Source organism: Pseudomonas sp. EMN2, assembly GCF_009650555.1.
Lineage (GTDB): Bacteria > Pseudomonadota > Gammaproteobacteria > Pseudomonadales > Pseudomonadaceae > Aquipseudomonas > Aquipseudomonas sichuanensis.
Map to the genome: position 1 here is coordinate 1 of NZ_VZZR01000029.1, position 16,723 is coordinate 16,723.

A 16,723-nucleotide genomic window follows, 5' to 3' on the forward strand; every position below is an offset into this window, starting at 1 on the left:
GCAAAAACACCGGCGAACACCTGGTGGCCTTCACCCTCTCCCCCGCCATGCCCCTGGCAGCTCTCACCCCCCCTCCCGACCAGCCCCTTGCGCCCTATCCCGCACCGGACACCGCGCCCGGTACAGATTCAACGCCGTATTGATAATCCCGATATGGCTAAACGCCTGCGGAAAATTCCCCAGCATCCGCTTGCCCGCCGGGTCGTACTGCTCGGCCAGCAACCCAACGTCGTTGCACAACCCGGTCAGCCGCTCATACAGCGTTTGCGCATCCTGCTGACGCCCGAGCAGCACATACACATCCGCCAGCCAGAACGAACACACCAGGAACGTGCCCTCCCCCGGCGTCAGGCCATCGCTGCAGCTGTCGCTGTCGTAGCGCAATAGCAGGCCGTTGCGCAGCAGGCGCTGTTCGACCTGCTCCAGAGTGCGCAGAAAGCGCGGATCATCCGCCGGCAAAAAACCGGTCAGGGCAATCTGCAGCAAGCTGGCGTCCAACTCGGTCGAGCCATAGGCCTGCACGAAGTGCTGCCCGGAAGGGTCCAGGCCACGCGCACAGACCTCAGCGCGGATCTGTTCGGCAACACGCCGGTAGTGCCTGCCACGCTCGCGGTCTTCCTCGGTGGTCTCGGCCAGGCTGGCGGCGCGGTCGAAGGCGACCCAGGCCATGACCTTGGAATGCACGAAATGCTGGCGGCCGCCGCGCACCTCCCACAGCCCTTCGTCGGGCTCGCGCCAGATGCTTTCCAGGTAGGGCAGGATCAGTCGGGCAATGGCAGAGCTGCGCGGATGACGCGGCAGGCCACCTTTGATGGCCTGGGTCATGGCGTCGGCAAGTTCGCCATAGATATCGAGCTGCCGTTGCTCGGAAGCGGCATTGCCGACGCGCACCGGCTGGGAGTGCTCGTAGCCCGCCAGCCAGGGCAAGCTGAACTCGGGCAGGTCACGCTCCCCCGCCAGGCCGTACATGATCTGCATCTGCTCGGGGTTGCCGGCCACCGAGCGCAGCAACCATTCGCGCCAGGCCTGGGCTTCGTCGAAGTAACCGAGGTTCATCAGGGCCAGCAAGGTCATGGTGGCGTCACGCAGCCAGCAGTAGCGGTAGTCCCAATTGCGTTCACCACCCACGCGCTCGGGCAACGAGGTGGTGACGGCGGCGACCATGCCGCCGGTGGGCACGTAGGTCATGGCCTTGAGCGTCAGCAGCGAGCGGCGCACCAGATGGGTGTAGGGGCCGACGTCCGGGCAGCGGGCAGCGAAGGCCTGCCATTGGGCGATGGTCTGTTCCAGGTCATGGTCGACATCGCAGCCAGGCTGCACGGGCAGGTGCGAGGGCTGGTGGCAAAGGCTGAACACCTGGCGCTCGCCTGCGCGCACGCGAAAACGCGCAACGCTGTGATGGTCCTGGCCATGGGCTTCGACACTGCTGCGCAGTATCAGCCGGTCGGGGCCGGCCACCGCGCTGAGGGTCAGCGGGTCGATTTTTTCCACCCAAGGCACGCTGCGGCCGTAATCGAAACGCAGCACCAGGTCCATCTCGAACGCGGTTGCGCCCGCCAGGCCCTCGACGATGCGCACGATGGCGTTGCTGTCCCCCAGGGGCATGCAGTCGAGCACCCGGGCACGGCCGCTGGCGGTGGTCCAAAGGGTTTCCAGCACCAGGGTGTCGTCGAGGTAGCGACGTGTGCAGTGTTCCACCGGGTCACTGGGGGCGATGCGCCAGCGGCCGTTTTCTTCGTTGCCCAGCAATGCCGCGAACACGGCCGGGGCGTCGAAACGTGGCAGGCACAGCCAGTCGATGGCGCCGTCGCGGCTGACCAGGGCGGCGCTGCGGCAGTTGCCGATGAGTGCGTAGTCTTCGATGGGGGCAGGCATCCGGGCTCCTTTGGCGGGTGGGCCTGAGGTTGGATGCCTGGTTGAGGGTGGTCGTTCCGCTGGATTGAGAGCGCTATCGCGGGGCAAGCCCGCTCCCACGAAAGTGAGCTGCCCCCAAGAGATTGGACACCAATCCAAGCCTTGGGGTTAGTCCAAAGCGTGGGAGCGGGCTTGCCCCGCGATGAGGCCGATGCAGGCAACCATCAACCCAAGTTGTGCCACTCACGCTTGTCGCGGGTCAGCAGCTCGTTGCCAGCCTCCGGGCCATCCTCCCCGGCCGCATACCCATGCACCTCACCCGCCTCATTGGCCCACGCATCGAGAAACGGCTGCACCGCGCGCCAGCCGTTCTCGATGTTATCGGCACGCTGGAACAGGGTCTGGTCACCCGTCAGGCAGTCGTAGATCAAGGTCTCGTAACCGGTCGCCGGGGTCATCTTGAAGAAGTCCTTGTAGGCAAACCCCAGCTCGACGTTTTCCATCACCAACTCCGGCCCGGGCCGCTTGGCCTGCAGGTCGAACCACATGCCCTCGTTGGGCTGGATCTGGATCTTCAGGTAGTTGGGCTTGGGCCGCTCCAGCTCGCTTTCGCGGAACTGCGCATAAGGCGCGGGCTTGAAGCAGATGGCGATCTCGGTGTCGCGCACACTCATGCGCTTGCCGGTGCGCAGGTAGAACGGCACCCCGGCCCAGCGCCAGTTGTCGATCATCACTTTAAGGGCGACGTAGGTCTCGGTCTGGCTGCCTTTGTCGACATTGGCTTCGTCGCGGTAACCGGCCAGCGGCTTGCGCCCCTGTTTGCCGCTGGTGTACTGGCCGCGCACCGAGTTCTTCAACGCCATCTTCGCCGACCACGGGCGGATGGCGCCGATCACCTTGGCCTTCTCGCCGCGCACCGCATCGGCGCCAAAGGCGGCCGGCGGCTCCATCGCAACCATCGCCAGCAGCTGGAACAGGTGGTTGGGCACCATGTCGCGCAGGGCGCCGGTGCTGTCGTAGAAGGCGCCGCGGGTCTCGACGCCGACGGTCTCGGCCGCCGTGATCTGCACGTGGTCGATGTAATGGTTGTTCCAGAACGACTCGAACAGGCCGTTGGAAAAACGGCTGACCAGGATGTTCTGCACCGTCTCCTTGCCCAGGTAATGGTCGATGCGGTAGATCTGCCGCTCGTTCATCACCTTCAGCAGTCGGGCGTTCAGCGCTTCGGCGCTGGCCAGGTCGGTGCCGAAGGGTTTCTCCACCACCACCCGCCGGAAGCCCCCGGCGGACTCGTCGAGCAGGCCGGCATCGCCCAGGCGCTGGGCCACTTCCGGGAAGAAGCGCGGCGAGGTGGCCAGGTAGAAGATGGCATTGCCGTGGCTGGTCTTGTCGATGCGTTTGGCCAGGGCCTGGTAAGTCGCGGGGTCGAGGAAGTCGCCGGTCTGGTAGTCCAGGCGCTTGGCCAGTCGCGTCCAGAGCTTGTCGTCCAGGCAGCGCTCGCTGCCTTCGCGGCCCTGGTCACGCTCCAGCATGAAGGCATGCAAGCGCTCGGCGAACGCTTCGGCGGTAGCCGCATTGTGATCGACCCCGACGATGCGCAGGTTGCGGTCCAGCAGGCCATCACGGCTGAGGTTGTACAGCGCCGGCATCAGCAGGCGCTTGACCAGGTCGCCGTTGGCGCCGAACAGGAACAGGGTACAGGGCGGAGCGGCAGGGATGTTTTGTTTGGTCATTCGCCTTTCTTCTCGACGTGGCCACCGAAGCCCAGGCGCATGGCCGAGAGGACCTTGTCACCGTAAGTGCCCTGCTGCTGGCGCGAGCGAAAGCGGGCGAACAGCGCGCTGGACAGCACCGGCACCGGCACTGCCTGCTCCACGGCGGCATCGATGGTCCAGCGCCCTTCGCCGCTGTCGGACACCGAACCGCTGAACGCGGACAGCTGTGGGTCGGCGACCAGGGCGTCGGCGGTCAGGTCCAGCAGCCAGGAGGTGACCACGCTGCCACGGCGCCACACCTCGGCGATCTCGGTCAGGTTGAGGTCGAAGCGCTGGTCTTCGGGCAGTGCGTCGCCGCCCTTGCTGCGCAGCAGGTCGAAGCCTTCCGCGTAAGCCTGCATCAGGCCGTACTCGATGCCGTTGTGCACCATCTTCACGTAGTGGCCGGCGCCGGGTGGGCCGGCGTGGATGTAGCCGTGCTCGGCGCGCTCGTGCTCACCGCTGCGCCCGTGGGTGCGGGGGATGTCGCCGACGCCGGGGGCCAGGGCCTTGAACAGCGGTTCCAGGCGCTCGAACACGTCCTTCTCGCCACCGATCATCATGCAGTAACCGCGGTCCAGGCCCCATACGCCGCCGGAGGTGCCCACGTCCAGGTAATGCAGGCCACGCTTGGCCAGGTCGGTAGCACGGCGCATGTCGTCCTTGTAGAAGGTGTTGCCGCCGTCGATGATCGCATCGCCCGGCTCCAGCAGTTCGGCCAGTTGGGCGATGGTCTGCTCGGTGGGCTCACCCGCCGGCAGCATGACCCACACCGCGCGCGGAGCCTTGAGCTTCTGCACCAGTGCACCGAGGTCGTGGGCCCCTTGCGCACCCTCGCCTTCCAGCCCGGTGATCGCTTCACGGTTGCGGTCATGCACCACGGTGCGGTGGCCGGCGCGCATCAGCCGCCTTGCGATATTGCCGCCCATGCGGCCCAGCCCGACGATTCCAAGTTGCATGTGGTGACGCTCCCGTTAGAAATGGATTACAGCCGTTAAGGATTTCAGATTAGTCCAGCGGACCCGCCGAGGGTTCACCGACGAACGGCGAGACCACGATAAACAAAAAAGTTCCCATGGCCAGGGAAAGAATTCAGAATGCGCGCCGCGTGAAGCGACTACGCTTTGATTTGTCACCAGCCAGCCCTGCGAGGTGTGCTCATGGGTACCCTGATGCCTGCCACTCCCACCCAGACCCTCTACGTGTCCGTCCGCCGCGATGAACTGCGCCAGTTGAAGGACGAGCGTGACCAGTTGCGCCAGCAAGTGGCCTACTTGAACAGCCTGCTCGAGCAAACCGGCAAAGGCGAAAAAACCGTCAGCCGCTGAAGAAATTTCTGATACGTCAGGGGCGGCGCCGTTCCTAGAGTGACCCGCGCCGCAGGCCCATCCCGGTGCCTGCCTGGATCACAAGGCCCCTGATGAAACGCCTCACTGCCTGCTTCACCCTCTCCCTGCTTACCCTTTGTGCAGCCAACGCCCAGGCGCAGTCCGTGCAATGCCACGCCGCCAGCGAAAGCGAAATCCTCGAGCAGTTCAATCACTGGAACGCCCGCCTGCAAACCAGCGACGCCAAGCAGGTCGCCGACCTGTACAGCGACACCGCCGTGCTGCTGCCCACGCTTTCCGCAACCCCACGCCTGAGCCGGGAAAGCCGCATCGACTATTTCGCGCATTTCCTCAGCGAACGCCCGCGCGGCACGCTCGACAGCCATCAGGTGCAACTAGGCTGCAATGAAGCGACGCTGGCCGGGCTGTATACCTTCGACTTTGCCGCAACAGGCAAGCGCGTGGCAGCACGGTATACCTTCACCTATCGCTGGGACGGCCAGCGCTGGCTGATCACCCAGCACCACTCCTCGCTGCTGCCGCAAGGCTGACCCCTGCATCGCGGGCCAGCCCGCGATGCCCTTTGCACAAGTTGTTACAACCGCCAACGTTTGCGGGGACGAACGGTCATCAGAAAAATGACCAGCAAGTCACAAGAATGTCCTTTCGTCCCCTACACTCCAGGTTCGGCCCGCGTTTTGCTCGGAAAAAGTGACGTAAAAAAGTCGAACTTTCCGAAATGCGGGCAGGTCAGGAGCTAAGTAGGCCAACGCAAAAGGACTTCCTCACGCCAGGCCCACCCACCCCCACCCGTCCACACGCTTTTCGGCCGGATTGCCGAGCGTGCCGTGCCTGCGCGCACCGATATCGGGCAAGGACCGCACTACGAAGATGCAACAACGATCAGAGAGAACCAGCACGAAATAACGCAACGGGTGCCCACACCCGCAAAAACAAGGGACGGAGAGAAGTATGATCAGTGCCGCTGTCGAACCTCACGTAGATGCATTCAATTCGGATAGCCGCGAGCCGCTGCCACCCAGCCTCGCCCCGACAGTCAAGGCACCCGGCGCCCAGCGCCAGCACAATCCCAACAAGCGCAAGGTCCTGTTCGTCACCTCGGAAATCGCCGACCTGGTCAAGACCGGCGGCCTGGGCGATGTGTCCGCCGCCCTGCCACGGGCGTTGGCACACCTGCACGATGTGCGGGTGCTGATCCCCGGCTACCCCCAGGTGATGGAGAGCGACAACCCCATCCATATCGTCGGCGAACTGGGCGGCCACGCGGCACTGCCACCGTGCAAGATAGGCCGCATGGACCTGGCCGACGGCCTGGTGATCTATGTGCTGATCTGCCCCGAGTTGTACCAGCGCGAAGGCACCCCCTACGGCGCCAACAACGGCCGCGACTGGCCCGATAACCATATCCGCTTCGCCCGCCTGGGCCTGGCCGCCGCAGAAATTGCCGCCGGTGAAGGCATGGCCCACTGGCGCCCCGACCTGGTGCACGCCCACGACTGGCCGGCCGGCCTGGCCCCGGCCTACATGCACTGGCGCGGCCTGAGCATCCCGACCCTGTTCACCATCCACAACCTGGCCTACCAGGGCGTGTACAGCCGCGGCTGCAGCCCGGAGCTGGCGATCCCCGACCACGCCATGCAACAGGAAGGCATGGAGTTCTACGGCAAGCTGTCGTTCCTCAAGGCGGGCCTTGCCTACTCCAGCCACATCACCACGGTGAGCGCCACCTACGCCCGGGAAATCACCACCCCCGAGTTCGGCTGCGGCCTGGACGGTTTCCTCGCCAGCAAGGCCCAGCAAGGCTTGCTCGGCGGCATCCCCAACGGCATCGACGAGAGCTGGGATTCGGCCACCGACGGGCACCTGGTGCACAACTTCAGCCTCAACGACTGGGACGGCAAGGCGCGCAACACCCAGCAGGTGCGCGAGTTGTTCGGCCTGGACGCGTCCAAGGGGCCGCTGTTCGCCGTGGTCTCGCGGCTGGTCTACCAGAAAGGCCTGGACCTGACCCTGGGCGTGGCCGACTACATCGTCGAGCAAGGCGGCCAGATCGCCATCATCGGCCGTGGCGAGCCCGAGGAAGAACAGGCCATGCGCGAGCTGGCCCTGCGTCACCCGGGCCGCATCGGCGTGCGCATCGGCTTCAACGAAACCGACGCCCGGCGCATGTTCGCCGGCAGCGACTTCTTGCTGATGCCATCGCGCTACGAGCCGTGCGGGCTGAGCCAGATGTACGCGCAACGCTTCGGCTCGCTGCCGGTGGCGCGCAATACCGGCGGGCTGGCCGACACCATCGAGAACGGCGTCACCGGGTTCCTGTTCGACGACTCGACCCTGGACAGCTACCGCGAGGCGCTGGGCCGCGCCTTCTATGTGTACGGCAAGAAGCACCTGCTCAACGCCATGCGCTGCCTGTCTATGACCCAGCCCTTCAACTGGTGCCAGGCGGTGGAACCCTACGCGCGGCTGTACGAGGACCTGGTCAAACAGACCCAGATCGCCCACTACTGAGCGGGGAGCGGACGATGCACAGGCATGGCGCGCAGGTAATGGACGCCACGTCGGCGCGCTTTGCCCTCTGGGCGCCGGATGCGCGCAGCGTGAGCGTGGAAGTCGAGCGGCAGCGCCCCGTCGAGCTGTTGCCTGTCGATGACGGTTGGTACGTCGGCGTTGCCCCGTGCCAGGCAGGTGAGCGGTATCAGCTATGCATCGACCGGCAGCTCAAGGTCGCCGACCCGGCTTCGCGCTATCAGCCCGAGGGTGTGCAGGGGCCGAGTGAGCTGGTGGACCTTGCCGCCTACCCGTGGCAACACAGCTGGCTGGGCCGCCCGTGGCACGAAGCGGTGATCCAGGAGCTGCACGTGGGTCTGTTCGGCGGCTACAGCGGCGTGGCCGAGGCGCTGCCACGCCTGGCCGCGCTGGGCATCAGCGCCATCGAGCTGATGCCGCTGGGCCAGTTCCCCGGTGAGCGCAACTGGGGCTATGACGGCGTGCTGCCGTTCGCCCCACAGCACAGCTACGGCACCCCGCAGGCGCTGTGCGCGCTGATCGACCAGGCCCACGGCCACCGCCTGATGGTGCTGGTGGACGTGGTCTACAACCACTTCGGCCCGGACGGCAACTACCTGCACCAGTACGCCAGCCCGTTCTTTCGCCAGGACCGGCAGACGCCCTGGGGCGCGGCCATCGACTTTCGCCGGCCCGAGGTGCGCGAATACTTCATCCAGAACGCGCTGATGTGGCTGTGCGACTACCGCTGCGACGGCCTGCGCCTGGATGCGGTGCACGCCATCGACCAGCCGGACTTCCTCGTCGAACTGGCGCAGCGGGTGCGCGCAGCGGTAGCGCCGGGCCGGCAGATCTGGCTGGTGCTGGAAAACGAACACAACCAGGCCGCGCTGTTGCAGCAGGGCTTCGACGCCCAGTGGAACGACGACGGCCACAACGCCTTGCACGTGCTGCTGACTGGCGAAACCGAAGGCTACTACGCCGACTTCAAACAGCGGCCCGTCGACCAACTGGCACGCTGCCTGGCCGAAGGCTTCGTGTTCCAGGGCCAGGCCGACCGCCATGGCACGCCACGGGGCGAGCCGTCGGCACATCTGCCGCCGACAGCGTTCGTGCTGTTCCTGCAGAACCACGACCAGGTCGGCAACCGCGCCCTGGGCGAGCGCCTTACCCGCCTGTGCCCACCGCAGGCCTTGCGGGCGGCCACCGCGCTGTTGCTGCTGGCGCCGATGATCCCGCTGCTGTTCATGGGCGACGACGACGGCAGCCGCAAGCCGTTCCTGTTTTTCACCGACTTCCACGACGATCTGGCCGATGCCGTGCGCGAGGGTCGGCGCGGCGAGTTCGCCCACTTCGACGCCTTCGCCGACCCCGCCAGACGCAAACAGATCCCCGACCCCAACGCCGAAACCACCTTCGAAAACTCCCGGCCGCAGCCAAAGGACGTGCTGGCCGGCTGGCACGGCCTCTATCAGCAGTTGCTCGACCTGCGCAAACGCCACCTGATCCCGCACCTGCCCGGCACCCGTGCGCTCGGCAGCGAGGTGCTGGGCGACAAGGCGCTCACCGCACGCTGGCGCCTGGGCAACGGCCAGCAGTTGCGTATCGACCTCAACCTCGATGCCCAACCCCAGGCCGCCCAACTGCCGGCCCAGGCGCTGCGCCTGTACGACAGCAGCGACAACGCCCACCCCGACTCGACGCTGGCCGCGCACAGCTGCGTGGTCAGCCTGCTGCCCCCCGAACCGGAGACGCCATGAGCGAACAGCCCCTGCACCGCCTGGCCGCCCGCGTCGGCCTGGCCCGCGACTGGATCGACGCCAACAACCGCCCGCAGCAGGTCAGCGACGAGGTGCTGCGCAATGTGTTGCAGGCCCTTGGCCACCCCGCTGGCGACGATCAGGCAATCGCCGGCAGCCTGCGCCTGGTCGAGCAGGCCGAAGACAGCGAACACCTGCCACCGCTGCTGACCGCCGATGTCGACCAGCCGCTTGCCCTGCAACGCTGGTTCAGCGCCGGCAGCCAGGCGCACTGCACCCTGGAGGACGCCAGCCAACGCACGCTGGTGCTGGATGCCCAGGCAAACCTCCCAGGCGGGTTGCCGATCGGCTACCACCAGTTGGCCATCGACGGTCGCACTTTCACCGTGGCCGTGGCGCCGTCGCGCTGCCATGCACTCAAAGATGCCATTGCCGAACCGCCACCGCGCTGCTGGGGCCTGGCGGTGCAGCTGTACAGCCTGCGCCGCCCCGACGATGGCGGCTATGGCGATTGCCTGGCGCTGGAACAGCTGGCGCGCAGTGCCGCCGAGCGCGGCGCCGATGCCCTGGCGATCAGCCCGATGCACGCGCTGTCGGCCTTCGACCAACAGCACTTCAGCCCCTATTCACCGTCCAGCCGGCTGTTGCTCAACGCGCTGTACGCCAGCCCCGCAGCCCTGCTGGGCGAACGCGCCGTGCGCATGGCCATCGAGGCCTGCGGGCTTGCGCAGACACTGGAAGACCTTCAGCAACAGCCGCTGGTGGACTGGCCACGCGCCGCCAAGGCCCAACACCGTTTGCTCGAAGCGCTGTACCAGGACTTCAGCCAGGGCGACCACCCGCTGCGCGCAGACTTCGCCAGTTTCCGCGAGGCCGGCGGCGAACGGCTCGAACACCATTGCCGCTTCGAGGTGCTGCAAGGCGAGGCGGTGGACCAGGGCCTGGGCGCCGACTGGCGCCACTGGCCAAAGGCCTGGCACGACCCCTATCACCCCGAAGTCGAAGCCTTCGCCGCCGCCTACCCGGCCCGTGTCGAGTTCCATGCGTTCTGCCAGTGGCTCAGCGAACGCAGCCTGCAACGCGCCCAGGACGCGGCGCGCAGCAATGGCATGGCGATCGGCCTGATCGCCGACCTGGCGGTGGGCGCCGACGGCGCCGGCAGCCAGGCCTGGAGCCGCCAGGACGAGCTGCTGGCCGACCTCAAGGTCGGCGCACCGCCCGACATCCTCAACCGCGCGGGGCAGGACTGGGGCATCTGCGCCTTCTCTCCCGAAGGCCTCAAGCGCAACGGCTACCGCGCCTTCATCGAGATGCTGCGGGCCAACCTGGCCCATGCCGGCGGCCTGCGCATCGACCATGTGATGGGCCTGCGCCGGCTGTGGCTGATCCCCCGTGGAGCCACTGCCCGCGAGGGCGCCTACCTCAACTACCCGCTCGACGACCTGCTGCGCCTGCTGGCCCTGGAATCGGCCCGGCACCAGGCGATCATCCTCGGCGAAGACCTGGGCACCGTGCCTGAAGGCCTGCGCGAGCGCCTGGCGGCCAAGGCCGTGCTGGGCATGCGCGTGCTGCCCTTCGAGCAGGATTCGCCCGGCCGCTTCAAACCGATCCTCGACTGGCCGGACAACGCCCTGGCCACCACCGGCACCCATGACCTGGCGCCACTGGCCGGCTGGCTGCAAGCCCGTGACATCGACTGGCACAACCGCCTGCAACTGATCGACGCCAGCACCGAAGGGCAGTGGCGCGACACCCGGGCGCTGGAGCGCAACGGCCTGCGCCGCACCCTCGAGCACAACTACGGCCCGTTGGCGGACGACAGGGCGCTGGTTGACGCGGCGATCCGTTACGTCGGCCATACCCGCGCCCCCTTGGTGCTGGTGCCGCTGGAGGACCTGCTGGGCTGCGACGAGCAACCCAACCTGCCCGGCACCACCGCTGGCCACCCCAACTGGCGGCGCCGCTTCAAGGCCACGGCCCTCGAGCTGCTCGACGACGAGGACGCGGCGCGGCGCCTGGAGCTGCTGGCCCAGGCCCGCGAACAAGCCTGGGAGCGTGATCGATGAAGCCGCTGACCGCCACCCTGCGCCTGCAGCTGCACAGCGACTTCACCCTGGATGACGCGACGCCGTTGGTGCCCTACTTCGCCCAGCTCGGCATCAGCCATGTGTATGCCTCGCCGATCCTCACTGCCCGTGCAGGCTCGCGCCACGGCTACGACGTGGTCGACCCGACCCGGGTCAACCCCGAGCTGGGCGGCGAGGCCGCGCTGGAGCGCCTGGTGGCTGCGTTGCGCCAGCACGGCATGGGCCTGATCCTCGACACCGTGTCCAACCACATGGCCGTGGGCGGCGCCGACAACCCTTGGTGGCAGAGCTTGCTGGCCTGGGGTCGGCGCAGCCCCTATGCCGAGTTCTTCGATATCCAGTGGCACTCCAGCGACCCGTTGTTGGCCGGTCAACTGCTGTTGCCGTTCCTCGGCAGCGACTATGGCGCGGCGCTGCTCAGCGGTGAAATCCCCCTGACCTTCGACGCCGAGCATGGCCGGTTCGAGGTCGCCCATCACGAGCATCGTTTCCCGATCTGCCCGCTGGACTACGGACGCATCCTCGGCCATGCCGAAGACCCACGGCTGCAGGCCCTGGCCCAGCACTTCAGCACCCTGCACGAGGCCGCCGAACCGCTGGCCGACGCCATAGCGCTGCACCGCGACCTGGCCCTGGTGGTCGACGCCGGGGCCAGCCTCGAAGGCACCCTGGCCGCCTTCGACAGCAGCAGCGAAGCCGGCTTCAAGCGCCTGCACCTGTTGCTGGAGCGCCAGACCTACCGCCTGGCCAGCTGGCGCACCGCTGCCGACGACATCAACTGGCGGCGGTTCTTCGACATCAACGAGCTGGGTGGCCTGCGGGTGGAGCGTGCAGTGGTGTTCGAGGCCACCCACGCCAAGCTGTTCGAACTGATCGAACGCGGGCTGGTGGATGGCTTGCGCATCGACCATATCGACGGCCTGGCCGACCCGCGGCGCTACTGCCGTAACCTGCGCCGGCGGGTCGACGGGTTGCTGGCGCGCCGGCCGCTGCAGGCGGCCGTGGAGCACTTCCCGATCTACGTGGAAAAGATCCTCGGCGCCGATGAACACCTGCACCGCGACTGGCTCACCGACGGCACCACCGGCTACGAGTTCATGAACCAGGTTTCGCTGCTGCAACACGACCCGGCGGGCGAAACGCCGCTGACCGAGCTGTGGAGCACCGTCAGTGAACGGCCAGCGTTTGCCGAGGAAGTGCGCCAGGCGCGCCACCTGGTGCTCAATGCCAGCCTGGCCGGCGACTGCGAGTCGGTGGCCCTGGCCTTGCTGCAGGTGGCCCGCGACGACCTGATGAGCCGTGACCTCACCCTCGGTGCCATACGCCGCGCGCTGCAGGCGCTGGCCGAGCACTACCCGGTGTACCGCACCTATATCAACGCCTGTGGCCGCCCGGCCGAGGACGAGGGGTTCTTCCAGCAAGCACTCGGTGACGCCCGTCAGTCACTGGGCGAAGCCGACTGGCCGCTGCTCGAGTACCTGGCGCAATGGCTCGGCGGCCAGCCCTGGCGACGCCTGCCCCCGGGCCGACCGCGCAAGCACCTGCGTCACGCTTGCGTGCGCTTCCAGCAATTGACCGCGCCCACCGCCGCCAAGGCCGTGGAAGACACCGCGTTCTACCGCAGCGCCCGGCTGTTGTCGCGCAACGATGTGGGCTTCGAGGCCGAGCGCTTCAGTGCCGACCCTGATTGGTTTCACACCCAGGCCCAGCGCCGCCTGCGCGACTTCCCCGACAACCTGCTGACCACCGCCACCCACGATCACAAGCGTGGCGAAGACTGCCGGGCACGCCTGGCGGTGCTCAGTGAGCGCGGGCCCTGGCTGGCCAGCCGGGTGGAACACTGGCGCGAGCTGGCGGCGCCGCTGCGCGAGGCGTTGGACGATGGCGCCGCGCCCAGCCCGGGCGATGAGCTGCTGCTGTGGCAGACCCTGCTCGGCAGCTGGCCGCTGGCGCTCGACCTGCATGACGGCAACGCCCTGCGCCACTACGCCGAGCGCATCGGCCGTTGGCAACAAAAGGCCCTGCGCGAGGCCAAGCTGCGCAGCAGTTGGGCGGCGCCGAACGAGGCTTATGAACAGGCCTGCGCCGCCTATGTGAACGGCCTGCTGCTGGACGAGCAGAACCAGCAGCTGCGCCAGTCACTGCACGAGGCGGCGCGGCAGATCGCCGGCCCCGGCGCGCTGAACAGCCTGGTGCAATGCCTGCTGCGCATGACCACGCCGGGCGTGCCCGACCTGTACCAGGGCAACGAGTACTGGGACTTGAGCCTGGTCGACCCGGACAACCGGCGCCCGGTGGACTACGCTGCAAGGCGTGCCAGCCTGGACGCCAGCACGCCCCTGGCCGAACTGCTCGGCCACTGGCAGGACGGGCGCATCAAGCAGGCACTGATCGCCCGGCTGCTGGACTGTCGCATGAGCCACCCCGAACTGTTCCGGCGTGGCGCCTACCTGCCGCTCGACGTGCAGGGGCGCCACGCCGACAAGGTGCTGGCCTTCGCCCGACTGGGCGAGGCGCAGCGCGCCATCGTTGTCGCACCACGGCTTGCCGGCAGCTTGCTGGGTAATGCCACAACCCCATTGATCCCGGCACAGAACTGGGACGATACGCGGCTGATCCTGCCGTTTGCCTTGTCGCCTGCCAACTGCTCGGGACTTTTCGGTGGCGGTGCTGTCAGCCCTTCAAAGGAGCTGAAATTGAGCACCGTACTGGCGGAGTTTCCGGTCAATGTGTTGATTGATCATGCCTAACTGCATTCAGGAGCGTCGTGATGAGTGTCGAAGAGAAACGTGTTCGCGAATTCGCCTATCAAATCTGGGAATCGGAGGGCAAGCCGGCGGGCCAGGAAATCCGCCACTGGGAGATGGCCCGCAAGCTGGCCGAGGCTGAAGCGTTAGCGCCTAAGGCCGCGCCGCGCAAGAAGGCGGCGGCCAAGCCGAAGGTGACGGCCGTGGAGAAGCCGGTGGCGGCGAAGAAGCCGAAGACCGTGAAGAAGCCTGCTGCTAGCTGAGCCTCAGGTAAGCCTTACCGGCCTCATCGCGGGGCAAGCCCGCTCCCACGTTCTGATCGCGTCACATTCCATTGTGGGAGCGGGCTTGCCCCGCGATCCCTCTCTCCACGGACCACGAGGACCGCCATGAGCCCCCGCACCCCGAAGAAAACCCGCTCCGTCGCCCCGTCGCGCATCCGCGAAGGCATGCCCTTCCCGCTGGGTGCCACCTGGGACGGCCTGGGGGTCAACTTCGCCCTGTTCTCGGCTAACGCCAGCAAAGTCGAACTGTGCCTGTTCGATTCAACCGGCGAACAGGAGCTCGAGCGCATCGAGCTGCCAGAGTACACCGACGAGATCTACCACGGTTACCTGCCCGACGCCCACCCTGGCCTGGTCTACGGCTACCGCGTGTACGGCCCGTATGAGCCGCAGAACGGCCACCGCTTCAACCCCAACAAACTGCTGATCGACCCCTATGCCAAGCAACTGGTGGGCACTTTGAAATGGTCCGAGGCGCTGTTTGGCTACACCATCGGCCACCCCGACGGCGACCTGTCGTTCGACGAGCGCGACAGCGCGCCCTTCGTGCCCAAATGCAAGGTCATCGACCCGGCCTTCACCTGGGGCCGTGACCAACGTGTGCAGATCCCCTGGGAGCGCACCATCATCTACGAGGCCCATGCCCGCGGCATCAGCATGCGCCACCCGGCGGTGCCCGAGGCGCTGCGCGGCACTTTCGCGGGCCTGGCCAACGACGAACTGCTCGGGCACATCAAGGCGCTTGGGGTATCGAGCATCGAACTGCTGCCGATCCATGCCTTCGTCAACGACCAGCATCTGCTCGACAAGGGCCTGAACAACTACTGGGGCTACAACAGCATCGCCTTCTTCGCCCCGCACCCGCGCTACCTGGCCAGCGGCAAGATCGCCGAATTCAAGGAAATGGTCGCGCACCTGCACGACGCCGGGCTGGAAGTGATTCTGGACGTGGTCTACAACCACACCGCCGAAGGCAACGAGCGCGGCCCGACCCTGTCGATGCGCGGCATCGACAACGCCTCGTACTACCGCCTCAAGCCCGACGACAAGCGCTTCTACATCAACGATTCCGGCACCGGCAACACCCTCGACCTGAGCCACCCGTGCGTGCTGCAACTGGTCACCGACTCGCTGCGCTACTGGGCCGGCGAAATGCACGTGGACGGCTTTCGCTTTGATCTTGCGACCATCCTCGGCCGTTACCACGACGGCTACAGCGAGCGCCACGGCTTCCTCGTGGCCTGCCGCCAGGACCCGATGCTCAGCCAGGTCAAGCTGATCGCCGAACCCTGGGATTGCGGCCCCGGCGGCTACCAGGTGGGCAACTTCGCCCCCGGCTGGGCGGAGTGGAACGACCGTTTCCGCGACACCGTGCGCAGTTTCTGGAAAGGCGACGAAGGCATGCTCGCCGACTTCGCCGCGCGCATCACAGCCTCGGGCGATCTGTTCAACAACCGTGGCCGGCGGCCCTACGCCTCGGTCAACTTCGTCACCGCCCACGACGGTTTCACCCTGCGCGACCTGGTGTCGTACAACGACAAGCACAACGAGGACAACGACGAGAACAACCAGGACGGCACCAACAACAACCTGTCGTGGAACTGCGGCGTCGAAGGCCCGACCGACGACCCGGCGATCAATGCCCTGCGCATGCGCCAGATGCGCAACTACTTCGCCACTCTACTGCTGGCCCAGGGCACGCCGATGATCGTCGCCGGCGACGAGTTCAGCCGCACCCAGCACGGCAACAACAACGCGTATTGCCAGGACAGCGAGATCGGCTGGGTCAACTGGGAGCTGGACGAGGACGGCAAGGCCTTGCTGGCCTTCGTCAAGCGCCTGACCCGGCTGCGCCTGGCCTACCCGATCCTGCGCCGCTCGCGCTTTCTGGTGGGCGACTACAACGAAGCGATCGGGGTCAAGGACGTCACTTGGCTGGCCCCGGACGGCAGCGAGATGACCGTGGAGCAGTGGGAAGACCCGCATGGGCGTTGCCTGGGCATGCTGATGGACGGCCGTGCCCAGGAAAGCGGCATTGCCCGGCCCGGGGCCGAGGCGACCCTGCTGCTGGTCGTAAATGCCTACCACGACGTGGTGCCGTTCAAGCTGCCGGCGGTGCCCCAGGGCGAGTACTGGAGTTGCCTGGTCGACACCGACCGGCCGGAGCTGCGCAAGCCGCAGCATCTGCCGTTCGACACGGTGTTCGAGGTGCAGGGGCGGTCGTTGCTGTTGATGGTGTTGCAGCGCGAGGAGGACTGAACCTGAACCTGGTGAATCGGTCCTAGATTGTAGCGTGGGAGCGGGCTTGCCCCGCGATGGATGGCACCGGCCGTGCCGGTATCGCGGGGCAAGCCCGCTCCCACGGGATTCCCATCGTCCC

11 protein-coding genes are annotated in these 16,723 nt (G+C 66.8%); 8 read left to right on the top strand and 3 right to left on the bottom strand.

The genetic code is table 11. The annotated features are described in order from the left end of the window. Positions 1-63: 63 nt before the first annotated feature. The 3 genes from F6X61_RS10170 to gnd form a co-directional block, all read right to left on the bottom strand. Positions 64-1,875, bottom strand: coding sequence for a glycoside hydrolase family 15 protein (locus F6X61_RS10170; protein WP_153786521.1), 1,812 nt, complete (start codon positions 1,873-1,875; stop codon positions 64-66). A gap of 203 nt (positions 1,876-2,078) precedes the next feature. Continuing rightward, entirely contained in the window at positions 2,079-3,587 is a 1,509-nt protein-coding gene (gene zwf / locus F6X61_RS10175) for a glucose-6-phosphate dehydrogenase (RefSeq protein WP_153786522.1), read from the bottom strand. Further along, positions 3,584-4,567, bottom strand: a complete 984-nt coding sequence (gene gnd / locus F6X61_RS10180) for a phosphogluconate dehydrogenase (NAD(+)-dependent, decarboxylating) (protein ID WP_153786523.1) — start codon at positions 4,565-4,567, stop codon at positions 3,584-3,586. Before gnd ends, zwf begins: the two co-directional genes overlap by 4 nt. 201 nt (positions 4,568-4,768) lie before the next feature. Between gnd and F6X61_RS26975 the strand changes: the two genes are divergently transcribed. The 8 genes from F6X61_RS26975 to glgX all read left to right on the top strand — a co-directional run bounded on the left by F6X61_RS26975 (position 4,769) and on the right by glgX (position 16,602). Beyond that, the gene (locus F6X61_RS26975; protein ID WP_178125800.1) at positions 4,769-4,936 is read left to right on the top strand and encodes a DUF6026 family protein; all 168 of its coding nucleotides are present in this window, start codon (positions 4,769-4,771) and stop codon (positions 4,934-4,936) included. 92 nt (positions 4,937-5,028) lie between these two features. After that, a complete protein-coding gene (locus F6X61_RS10185) occupies positions 5,029-5,487 on the top strand; it encodes a DUF4440 domain-containing protein (RefSeq protein WP_153786524.1) in 459 nt (152 codons plus the stop codon). Positions 5,488-5,908: 421 nt separating this feature from the next. Continuing rightward, positions 5,909-7,468, top strand: coding sequence for a glycogen synthase GlgA (glgA, locus tag F6X61_RS10190; RefSeq protein WP_153786525.1), 1,560 nt, complete (start codon positions 5,909-5,911; stop codon positions 7,466-7,468). A gap of 14 nt (positions 7,469-7,482) precedes the next feature. After that, entirely contained in the window at positions 7,483-9,225 is a 1,743-nt protein-coding gene (gene treZ / locus F6X61_RS10195) for a malto-oligosyltrehalose trehalohydrolase (RefSeq protein ID WP_153786526.1), read from the top strand. Next, the gene (malQ, locus tag F6X61_RS10200) at positions 9,222-11,291 is read left to right on the top strand and encodes a 4-alpha-glucanotransferase (protein ID WP_153786527.1); all 2,070 of its coding nucleotides are present in this window, start codon (positions 9,222-9,224) and stop codon (positions 11,289-11,291) included. Before treZ ends, malQ begins: the two co-directional genes overlap by 4 nt. After that, positions 11,288-14,062 carry a malto-oligosyltrehalose synthase gene (locus tag F6X61_RS10205; protein ID WP_153786528.1) on the top strand — a complete coding sequence of 925 codons (2,775 nt, stop codon included), beginning with the start codon at positions 11,288-11,290 and terminating at the stop codon, positions 14,060-14,062. Before malQ ends, F6X61_RS10205 begins: the two co-directional genes overlap by 4 nt. Before the next feature lie 17 nt (positions 14,063-14,079). Beyond that, positions 14,080-14,322 (top strand): DUF2934 domain-containing protein, encoded by a 243-nt coding sequence (locus F6X61_RS10210; RefSeq protein WP_153786529.1) that lies wholly within the window; start codon positions 14,080-14,082, stop codon positions 14,320-14,322. 126 nt (positions 14,323-14,448) lie between these two features. Beyond that, positions 14,449-16,602, top strand: coding sequence for a glycogen debranching protein GlgX (gene glgX / locus F6X61_RS10215; RefSeq protein ID WP_153786530.1), 2,154 nt, complete (start codon positions 14,449-14,451; stop codon positions 16,600-16,602). Positions 16,603-16,723 lie beyond the last annotated feature (121 nt).

Bases quoted from the DNA above. Each gene is read 5' to 3' on its own strand.
- F6X61_RS10170 (WP_153786521.1), bottom strand. From the start codon at position 1,875: ATGCCTGCCCCCATCGAAGACTACGCACTCATCGGCAACTGCCGCAGC.
- treZ (WP_153786526.1), top strand. From the start codon at position 7,483: ATGCACAGGCATGGCGCGCAGGTAATGGACGCCACGTCGGCGCGCTTT.
- F6X61_RS10205 (WP_153786528.1), top strand. From the start codon at position 11,288: ATGAAGCCGCTGACCGCCACCCTGCGCCTGCAGCTGCACAGCGACTTC.
- gnd (WP_153786523.1), bottom strand. From the start codon at position 4,567: ATGCAACTTGGAATCGTCGGGCTGGGCCGCATGGGCGGCAATATCGCA.
- glgX (WP_153786530.1), top strand. From the start codon at position 14,449: ATGAGCCCCCGCACCCCGAAGAAAACCCGCTCCGTCGCCCCGTCGCGC.
- malQ (WP_153786527.1), top strand. From the start codon at position 9,222: ATGAGCGAACAGCCCCTGCACCGCCTGGCCGCCCGCGTCGGCCTGGCC.
- zwf (WP_153786522.1), bottom strand. From the start codon at position 3,587: ATGACCAAACAAAACATCCCTGCCGCTCCGCCCTGTACCCTGTTCCTG.
- F6X61_RS26975 (WP_178125800.1), top strand. From the start codon at position 4,769: ATGGGTACCCTGATGCCTGCCACTCCCACCCAGACCCTCTACGTGTCC.
- F6X61_RS10185 (WP_153786524.1), top strand. From the start codon at position 5,029: ATGAAACGCCTCACTGCCTGCTTCACCCTCTCCCTGCTTACCCTTTGT.
- glgA (WP_153786525.1), top strand. From the start codon at position 5,909: ATGATCAGTGCCGCTGTCGAACCTCACGTAGATGCATTCAATTCGGAT.